Raw genomic sequence first — 8,477 nt, 5'->3', positions numbered from 1 at the left:
GGTAGTTGGGGCATTGCCCCTGTGAGAGTAGGACGTTGCCAGGCAAATTAAAAGCCAAGAGATGATTTATTCTTCTCTTGGCTTTTTTTTGTTGTATGAAAGGTTAAATTGATCATGCGCTCGAGATCCCAGAGTATGTACCCGAACTACAGGATCATGCGCATCAGCCCTGACATATGCTCAAACCACCGGCATATGCACTTAAAACACCAAGTAGGTTGAAGGGAGGAGTAAAAAAAATAACGCACCCCTAAGGGTGCGCTAACGAGAGGGTACTTACTTCGAAACTTTTTCTTCTACATTGTCTGCTTTCTCAGAAACAGCTTTTGGCTCATTAAGTTCAAACGAAAATCCATCACGGTCTCCAACGGATAATTTGTTATTCCCAACTAATCCTTCCAGTAATTCTTTTACATCGATGCCAGAGGATGCTTTAAGTGTCTCTTGAAGTGATGCCATTAGGTCCGTTGCATAACCTGTAACCTTGTTAGCACCGCCACCATTTTTCCCATTTCCACCAGTATCTACGACAGTAATCTTATCGATGTTACCTAGTGGACTAGCAATCTCTTTTGCATATTCTGGAAGCATTCGGATAACCATATCAAGTATAGCTGCCTGACCATATTGATCAAACGCCTCAGCGATTTTACGTTTCGCCTCAGCTTCAGCAAGACCTTTAAGTCGAATAATATCTGCTTCAGATTCACCTTGTGCACGTTCTGCTTCAGCTTTCGCAAGACCATCTACACGAATCTTTTCAGCTTGTGCTTTGGCTTCAGCCTCAATTCGATACTGGTTAGCGTCAGCAGCTGCAATTTGTTTTGCTTTTTCAGCGATTGCTGCCTGCTCAACAGAGTAACGATCTGCATCAGCTTTTTTCTTCACTTCAGAGTCATATTGTTTTTCTCGACGTAAGATCTCTTTTTCTTCTAGTTCAATTTGCTTTTGACGTTCAATAATTTTAATTTGCATTTCATGTTCAGTTACTTCTTGTTGTGCACGAGCAGTTTCTAAATCGTATGCTTGGTCCGCACGTGCCTTAGCAATATCTTGTTCACGTCTATATTCAGCTGTTTTTAATTGATTCTCTTTTTCGGCTTCAGCGATTTCTGTCGCCCGTTCGAGTTCAGCTTTCTTAGCTTCTTTTGCTGCTTCCGCTTGTTTAATTCGAGTTTCTTTATCTGCTTCTGCTGTAGCAATATCAGCGTCCCGTTTTACTTGTGCAATACGTGGTTTACCTAAGGAATCAAGATAGCCATTTTTATCTCTAACATCTTTAATAGTAAAGGATACAATATTGAGCCCCATTTTTGCTAAATCCTGAGATGCTACACGTTGAACCTCTTGTGAAAATTTGTCACGATTTTTATAAATTTCTTCTACTGTCATGGATCCAAGAATAGAACGAAGATGTCCTTCTAGAACTTCTTTTGCTTCACTTTCTCGGTCGGCCTTTGTTTTACCTAAAAATTGTTCTGCTGCGGTGGCAATTTCGTTTACGGTACCACCAATTTTAATAATAGCAGTACCATCAGCCATTACTGGTACACCCTGTTCTGTATAAACTTCAGGTGTTGTTACATCAAGTTTACTGGATAAAAGACTTAATGGTTCTGCCTGTTGGAATACAGGAAGTACAAAAGTACCTCCACCACGAATAATTTTAATTTTGTTACCAGATTCATCGGTATGTACAGTTTTCCCATTTCCTAAGTAGCTACCTGTTACAATTAATGCTTCATCAGGACCTGCAGTACGGTATTTTTTTACAAATACCGCAATAAGAGTAATCACCAGAAATACAGCAATTACGATTAGAATTGTAAATCCACTAAATATTCCTAAATCCATTTAATTTCCCCCTTAAATAATATATTTAATATGGTATTAGCATATTAGGATAAAGATAATTCGGAATCTAAATCGTAAGGGATGACATAAAATACTCCCTCTTTGATCTCTAATACTAATACTTCAGATCCTTCTGCGATAGGAATGTTTTCATAACTTGCTGCTGGTCTCGAAATCATTCCGCTTTTTCCATCAATAATTACTTCACCAAAACCATCCTTTGGAACAGAGATTATTATTTTACCAACTCTTCCTTTTAATGACTCTTCAGTGAAGGCGATTGATTCCTCTGCTGAGGCGAGTGGAATTAGAACAAAAAAGTTAAGGATAATATCCATGATAATAGCAAAAGTGATTGAAATAAGAAGTATCAAGGTACTTGAGAGGGGTGTAACTAGTTCAAACACAAATCCAGAAGAGGATAAGAATACAATAAATGCTAAAATTAGAGTAGGATTTAGAAAGGGAATACCTTCACCAACACCATCTATGACATCTCCGAAGAAAAGGTAAAGAACTGTAAAACAACCTGAAATTATTAGTGTCGTTAAATAAATGGTTTGAATATCAACCCCAAATATTGTCATTTCTGCATCATCCTATCTGTAGATTAAAAATTCCGATTACCTAATATACGATTCTATTGTAACCTAGGTTTCACAAAATACAAACAATTTTTAAAAAAAAGCCAGGCAATAGATAAAATCAATCAAATTCGTCAGTGCCTAGTATTAAATATTAATCTTTATGTTTTCTGCATTTAGTTAACCTTCTCCTTGGGAAATAGATAGTTGTTCAATATTTACATTTGCTTCTAATAATTGTTTTCGTTTTATGTTAGCTGATCAAAGAGTGGGTTTTGTAAAAGGAAGTTGATAATGAAATAGTATCTAACATACGTGCTAGGTTTGGAGAGGGGAGTGAGTAATGTTTTTCCGCCAATTGACCTATTCTGTTAAAAATTTGACAAATTTGTGAACGGAATGAATAATATAAGAAAGAAGGGGGATTTATCATGGTAAATTCTACGAAATTATTAAGGGCAGTAAGTATTCTTTGTGGAACTTTAGTTACTATTGGTATGATTTTATTTCTATATGGATATTTTGTAAGCGATTTCCGTGCTTTAACAGGAATTGGAATTGGTGTAACTATGGGTGGCGTATTCATTTTTATTATGGGGATTTTTCTTGTTGCAACAGAAGAAGTAGTGGAAAAGAATAAGCGAAAAACAGTCTAAATAATAAAGGAGCTCTGTCGAATAAGACAGAGCTCCTTTATTACATGTATCCCCAAATTAAAGTTAATAGGGTACCAAACACAGTAACTAATGCAATTGCAATACCATAGTATACATTTGTATAAATAGCTTTTTTATCTGTTGATTCACCAGCATGCATGAAGAATACTAGCTGGAGAGCTGCTTGAATAAATGCTGTAACTAATAGTATAGTCAGGCCTACTTCAAATGACATATCGAGGAAGTAAACACTAAGGGCAACTGCAGTAAGAACTAGTGAGAAAATATATCCCATTACTTGTTTTACTGGAAATAACTCTTTCATGTTTACATCATTCCTTTCAAATAGATGAAGCTGAAGATGAAAATCCAGACAACATCTAGAAAATGCCAATAAAGTGAGAAGATAAAGGATTTATTCGTTGTTTCTGGAGTAAACCCTCGTTTCTTAATCTGTAGGAAAATAAACAATCCCCAGAATAAGCCAAACGTGACGTGAGCACCATGTGTACCAAGTGTTGTTAATAATATGGCAGAAAAAGCACTAGTTTGTAAGGTTAAACCTACATGATAATAATGAATAAACTCGTATATTTCAACACTTAGAAATGATAATCCTAAAAGAAGCGTGATTCCTAAAAACACTAGTGTTGCTTTTTTATGGTTAATACGCATGGCATGTGTTGCAAGACCAATCGTAAAGCTACTAGTTAGTAGAATAATTGTTTCAAGTAGTACAGGTGTAATCTCAAACACCTCGGCACCTGATGGCCCAGAGCCAACACCGTTTTCAAGTGTAAAATACGATGCAAATAATGTTCCAAAAAGCATAATCTCAGCACCTAGGAATATCCAAAATCCTAAAATGTTCATTTGGTTTTGATTAGTACTGTATTCAAGAGGTCCAGTATTATCTATTTTCATTATTTCGCACCTCCAATTTCATTTCTGTTTCTTGTATTTCCTCGACTGGAATATAATGTCCATGATCTTTTTCAAATGTCCGATAAGCCATACATCCAAAAATTCCTATGGCAGCTGCTATGACTCCTACCCATATCCCAAAGACAAAGGAGAACCCGAAGACAAAGAATAGTCCTGCTATAATTATTGGTAATCCACTATTATTAGGCATATGAATTTTGTCTATCTTATCTTTGAATAATTGATGCCCGTTTTTCTTAGAGTCCCAGAATGCTTCAGACGAGTTAACCACAGGGGTAACGGAAAAATTGTAATGTGGGACTGGATTTGGTGTTGCCCATTCTAGTGAACGTGCATTCCATGGATCCTGACCAACATTTCTTGGTGCATATCGGAAGCTATAGTAAACGTTGTAAACAATTAGGATGAAGGCAATTGCCATTAGTCCAGCTCCGAAGAAAGAAAGCATATTTAATGGACCGAATCCAGTTTCTTCCGAGTACGTGTACATACGACGCGCTTGCCCATCTAATCCTGTAATATACATTGGGAAGAATGCTAAACAGAATCCAACCGTAAGGAACCAGAATCCCCATTTACCAATTCGTTCATTTAGCATAAATCCGAACATTTTTGGCCACCAATAAGTAAGTCCGGCCAGCATTGCGAATACAACACCTGGGATGATTACGTTATGGAAGTGTGCTACTAAAAACATCGTGTTGTGATATTGATAGTCTGCACTTGCAATTGCAAGCATTACTCCAGTTACTCCACCGATTGTAAATAATGGAATAAAACCAACAGAATAAAGCATAGGAACGGTGAAACGAATTTTACCTTTCCACATCGTTAGTAACCAGTTAAATATTTTTATCCCCGTAGGTACAGCAATGGCCATTGTCGTAATAGAAAAGATTCCATTTACTAATGGGCCATGACCCATAGTAAAGAAATGGTGTACCCAAACTAAGAAGGACATAAAGGAGATAAGAACCATTGAACCTACCATCGATTTATAACCATATAAGTTTCTCTGTGAGAAAGTGGAAATAACCTCACTGTATATACCGAAAGCAGGGAGTATTAAGATATATACTTCAGGGTGTCCCCATACCCAGAAAAGGTTAGCCCAAAGCATATCCATTCCACCATTTGTTGATGCAAAGAAATGTGTTCCAAACTGTCGATCGAGCGTACCCATTAGTAATGCAATAGTTAATACTGGGAAAGCAAATACAATAATGACGTTTGTAATTAATGCAGACCAAGTAAACATCGGCATTTTCATTAATGTCATACCAGGAGCTCTCATCTTAAGGATGGTTACAATAAAGTTGATCCCTGTCATCAGTGTACCAATACCTGAAATCTGAAGTGCCCACATGTAATAGTTGACGCCAACCGTTTCACTAAACTCAGTTCCTGCAAGTGGGAAGTAATTCGTCCAACCAGCATCAGGGGAGCCGCCAATTACAAATGAAATGTTAAAGAGCATTGCTCCAGCGAAATATAACCAAAAACTAATCGCATTTAATCTAGGGAAAGCAACATCACGTGCTCCGATTTGTAATGGTACAACAAAGTTCATCATACCGATAATAAACGCCATGGCCATGAAAATAATCATGACAACTCCATGAGTTGTAAAAACTTCATTATAGTGTTGTGCATCTAAAAATGTGTTATCTGGTACAGCTGTTTGTAGACGCATCATTACTGCATCTGCTCCTCCTCGGAAAAGCATTAATAATGCAGAGATAATATACATCATACCAATTCGTTTATGATCTACTGTTGTTAACCATTCACGCCATAAATAACCCCATTTTTTAAAGTAAGTAATTCCAACAACAATAGCAATCATAGTTAGTCCGATTGCAACCATCGATGCATAAATTAATGGGCTGGGATGAGGAATGGCAAACCGTTCAAAAAATTCCATTATGATAACTCCTTTCAAGGTACTTCACGTTTTATATTTATCTAGCAAGCTAGTCTCATCTTTTAATGACTAGAGTGATCTTCATGATTTGAATGACTAGAGTGATCCTCATGATTTGATTGGCCTTCTTCTTGAGTTTCACCGTGATGGTGACCACCATGTTCCCCTTCAGGAGCTGGAGCAAACTCTAAATGTGTTCCGGTGAAGGTCATTTGGCCTAAATGACCAGGCTTTAGTAGTTTATTAAATTGTTCCTCTGTTAGTTGATCAGCAGTTGAATGAATTTCTTCGACCCACTTATTAAACTCATCATTTGTTAATGCTGTTGCAGTGAATGTATTTTCAGCAAATCCCTCACCACTAAAGTTAGCATTTCTACCACCATAATCCCCAGGAGTTTCTGCAACGATGTTTATCTTCGTTACCATGTCAGCCATTGCATATTTTTGACCGGCAAGTTGTGGAATCCAGAAGCTTGTAATTGGTCCATAGGAATATAAGCGAAATTCAACTGGACGGTTGGTTGGTAAAAAGACATAGTTAACCGTTTCGATATCTTGTTCAGGATAACTAAAATGCCATTTCCAATTAGAAGAGGAGGCATAGATTACAAGTGGTTCTTGATTATCGTATCCTTCAGGAATTGATTCTACTTCGTAAGTTGATTTAACCGAAACAATAGACAGGAATAAAACAATTATTACTGGAACAGCAACAATAATTGTTTCGACAAATGGGTTTCCTTCTATATGCGGTGGTTCATAGTCCTCTGATTGTTTGGAAGCCCTATACTTATAGAGCATGATAACCAATAAGGTAATAACAACAATGACGATTATAGCCATTGTTAAAATAGATAGCCAAATTACGTTAGCTGTAGTTTCTGCTTGAGGACCTTTAGGATCTAATACCAGCAAAGGTTCACAACCAGCTAATATAGTAGTTAACAACATAGCGAATGCAATAAATGCTAGTTTGAGTTTCATATACTTTCTCCTTTCACCAAAAATGGTTACTATTGTTCACAAATTGGACAAACTTGTGATATGATTCACAAAGTGGCGCTACTCTATCTTATTACGATGTGATAATTATTACAATGATTTGAGAATCACTTCACAAATTGTTCAATAAAATTTGTCGATTTTGTGGAAATTGGAAATATGCTCCAGATTAATGCTTGAAATAGCAGGGGGAATAGATTTATAACAGGTTAGGGGGAGATACCGAAAATATGTTTCCGCTTATGTATATGCATCATACTTTTTCTTTTATCAATAAAAAGAGCATCCGACTTACATGGATGCTCCAATACATATTCGTTTTAGGCCCACCTCTTGGCCAATAACTTAGAAGAAATATGCCTTTTCGTAACATGGTTCATAACTACCTAGGACGGGGAATTGTCCCCGTCTTCTCGTAGTTTAGTTAATTCTTAAATTATAGCCAAGCAGCACCTACGATGATTAGAAGGATAAATAAAACAACGATAAGCGCGAAGCTATTGTTGTATCCTCCACCGCCGTAGCCATATCCGCCATAACCACCACAGCCGTATCCGAATGACATTCTACATCCCTCCTAACGTACAATATCAGTGAATTTAGGAGAAGAAACCTCCAAAGATAAAACACTTTTGATTTAGTGTTTGTTAATACTATATGAATGCGCTCGTTAATTGACTGGGATATACACCCAGTTTTTAGGGAAACTGTACATTTGCCTATTTTTCAATTAAGGCAATTTCTTCAGCTGGGATTTCAAGTAATTCCTTACTACTTTTTCCGGTTTTCTGCATATACCGTTGCACCAAATAATAACCGACAGCATAACCGGCCATATTTGGATAGAAGTTCTTTCCATACAGAATATTATTGGCATTTCTGTTGCTTTTTGATAAATCTTTGTGAGGAAAGACTACGTGTTTCCACATGTTCTGTAATTCATCCTCATTATAGTAGGATGTCCATGGAGCTAAAAGAGAAGTACCAAACCTTTCTCGAACAGCATTTTCGGCTAACCCTTCCAATATGATGACATTAAGAAGGGTATAATCTTTCTCCTTTGTTGGATCATGGACAAGTCTACAACAATGATTATATTCATGGGCAAATAATGCTTTTATTTCCTTCTCAGTACATTCAGTGGATAGGAATAGAAATAATTTATCACGAAAAGCCAGACCGGATTTTCCTCTATAATGTTCTCTAATTTTTCTATTGTACGTATCAGATGGGAGGATGAATATAGGTATGTTTTTTCCATTCCATTCTTGTTTAAGTTTTAGTTCTTCTTTCGTAATAATTTCCCACACGTTCTTTTTACGTAATGTTTTTAATAATAATTCTCCGTCTTGTTCTGGTCTATGGTACATTCCATGATTAATAAGTAAATTTTTAACTTCTTTTACATTACCTTGATAAAAGTACTTTGTAAGTTTTCTAAAAATGTGTTCGGGGGAATGATAGGATTTATCAAGCCATTTATCAGTTTGGTATACAGGCAAGCAGGTCC

The 8,477-nt window shown here is 36.6% G+C and carries 8 protein-coding genes and 1 pseudogene; 1 reads left to right on the top strand and 8 read right to left on the bottom strand.

Going from position 1 to position 8,477, the window contains the following annotated elements; translation table 11 throughout:
* Window positions 1-276: 276 nt before the first annotated feature.
* Window positions 277-1,854, bottom strand: a complete 1,578-nt coding sequence (gene floT, locus TY11_RS09080; RefSeq protein ID WP_042145233.1) for a flotillin lipid rafts scaffold protein FloT — start codon at window positions 1,852-1,854, stop codon at window positions 277-279.
* Window positions 1,855-1,898: 44 nt separating this feature from the next.
* Window positions 1,899-2,441 (bottom strand): NfeD family membrane protein, encoded by a 543-nt coding sequence (locus TY11_RS09075; RefSeq protein WP_042145231.1) that lies wholly within the window; start codon window positions 2,439-2,441, stop codon window positions 1,899-1,901.
* Between the two features lie 428 nt (window positions 2,442-2,869).
* Between TY11_RS09075 and TY11_RS09070 the strand changes: the two genes are divergently transcribed.
* Window positions 2,870-3,094, top strand: a complete 225-nt coding sequence (locus tag TY11_RS09070; protein ID WP_042145229.1) for a hypothetical protein — start codon at window positions 2,870-2,872, stop codon at window positions 3,092-3,094.
* Between the two features lie 40 nt (window positions 3,095-3,134).
* Here TY11_RS09070 and qoxD read toward each other — a convergent pair whose 3' ends face one another.
* From qoxD to TY11_RS09045, 6 genes and pseudogenes are all read right to left on the bottom strand, one after another.
* Complete coding sequence (qoxD, locus tag TY11_RS09065) at window positions 3,135-3,419, bottom strand: cytochrome aa3 quinol oxidase subunit IV (protein ID WP_042145227.1); 285 nt, start codon at window positions 3,417-3,419, stop codon at window positions 3,135-3,137.
* Between the two features lie 2 nt (window positions 3,420-3,421).
* Window positions 3,422-4,018 carry a cytochrome (ubi)quinol oxidase subunit III gene (locus TY11_RS09060; protein ID WP_042145225.1) on the bottom strand — a complete coding sequence of 199 codons (597 nt, stop codon included), beginning with the start codon at window positions 4,016-4,018 and terminating at the stop codon, window positions 3,422-3,424.
* Window positions 4,005-5,963 carry a cytochrome aa3 quinol oxidase subunit I gene (gene qoxB / locus TY11_RS09055; protein ID WP_042145223.1) on the bottom strand — a complete coding sequence of 653 codons (1,959 nt, stop codon included), beginning with the start codon at window positions 5,961-5,963 and terminating at the stop codon, window positions 4,005-4,007. Before qoxB ends, TY11_RS09060 begins: the two co-directional genes overlap by 14 nt.
* Before the next feature lie 62 nt (window positions 5,964-6,025).
* Window positions 6,026-6,949, bottom strand: a complete 924-nt coding sequence (gene qoxA / locus TY11_RS09050) for a cytochrome aa3 quinol oxidase subunit II (RefSeq protein WP_042145222.1) — start codon at window positions 6,947-6,949, stop codon at window positions 6,026-6,028.
* A 454-nt stretch (window positions 6,950-7,403) separates the two neighbouring features.
* Window positions 7,404-7,481 (bottom strand): annotated as a pseudogene (locus tag TY11_RS21035) (YjcZ family sporulation protein); the annotation flags it as partial.
* Window positions 7,482-7,686: 205 nt separating this feature from the next.
* Window positions 7,687-8,469, bottom strand: coding sequence for a DUF2268 domain-containing putative Zn-dependent protease (locus TY11_RS09045; RefSeq protein ID WP_042145221.1), 783 nt, complete (start codon window positions 8,467-8,469; stop codon window positions 7,687-7,689).
* Between the last annotated feature and the right edge of the window lie 8 nt (window positions 8,470-8,477).

The sequence above is a fragment of the Paucisalibacillus algeriensis genome (genome assembly GCF_000577245.1).
GTDB lineage: Bacteria > Bacillota > Bacilli > Bacillales > Amphibacillaceae > Ornithinibacillus.
This window is presented reverse-complemented; position numbering and strand designations above follow the sequence as displayed.

Coding starts and splice junctions, on each gene's coding strand:
- floT (WP_042145233.1), bottom strand. CDS start 1,854: ATGGATTTAGGAATATTTAGTGGATTTACAATTCTAATCGTAATTGCT.
- TY11_RS09075 (WP_042145231.1), bottom strand. CDS start 2,441: ATGACAATATTTGGGGTTGATATTCAAACCATTTATTTAACGACACTA.
- TY11_RS09070 (WP_042145229.1), top strand. CDS start 2,870: ATGGTAAATTCTACGAAATTATTAAGGGCAGTAAGTATTCTTTGTGGA.
- qoxD (WP_042145227.1), bottom strand. CDS start 3,419: ATGAAAGAGTTATTTCCAGTAAAACAAGTAATGGGATATATTTTCTCA.
- TY11_RS09060 (WP_042145225.1), bottom strand. CDS start 4,018: ATGAAAATAGATAATACTGGACCTCTTGAATACAGTACTAATCAAAAC.
- qoxB (WP_042145223.1), bottom strand. CDS start 5,963: ATGGAATTTTTTGAACGGTTTGCCATTCCTCATCCCAGCCCATTAATT.
- qoxA (WP_042145222.1), bottom strand. CDS start 6,949: ATGAAACTCAAACTAGCATTTATTGCATTCGCTATGTTGTTAACTACT.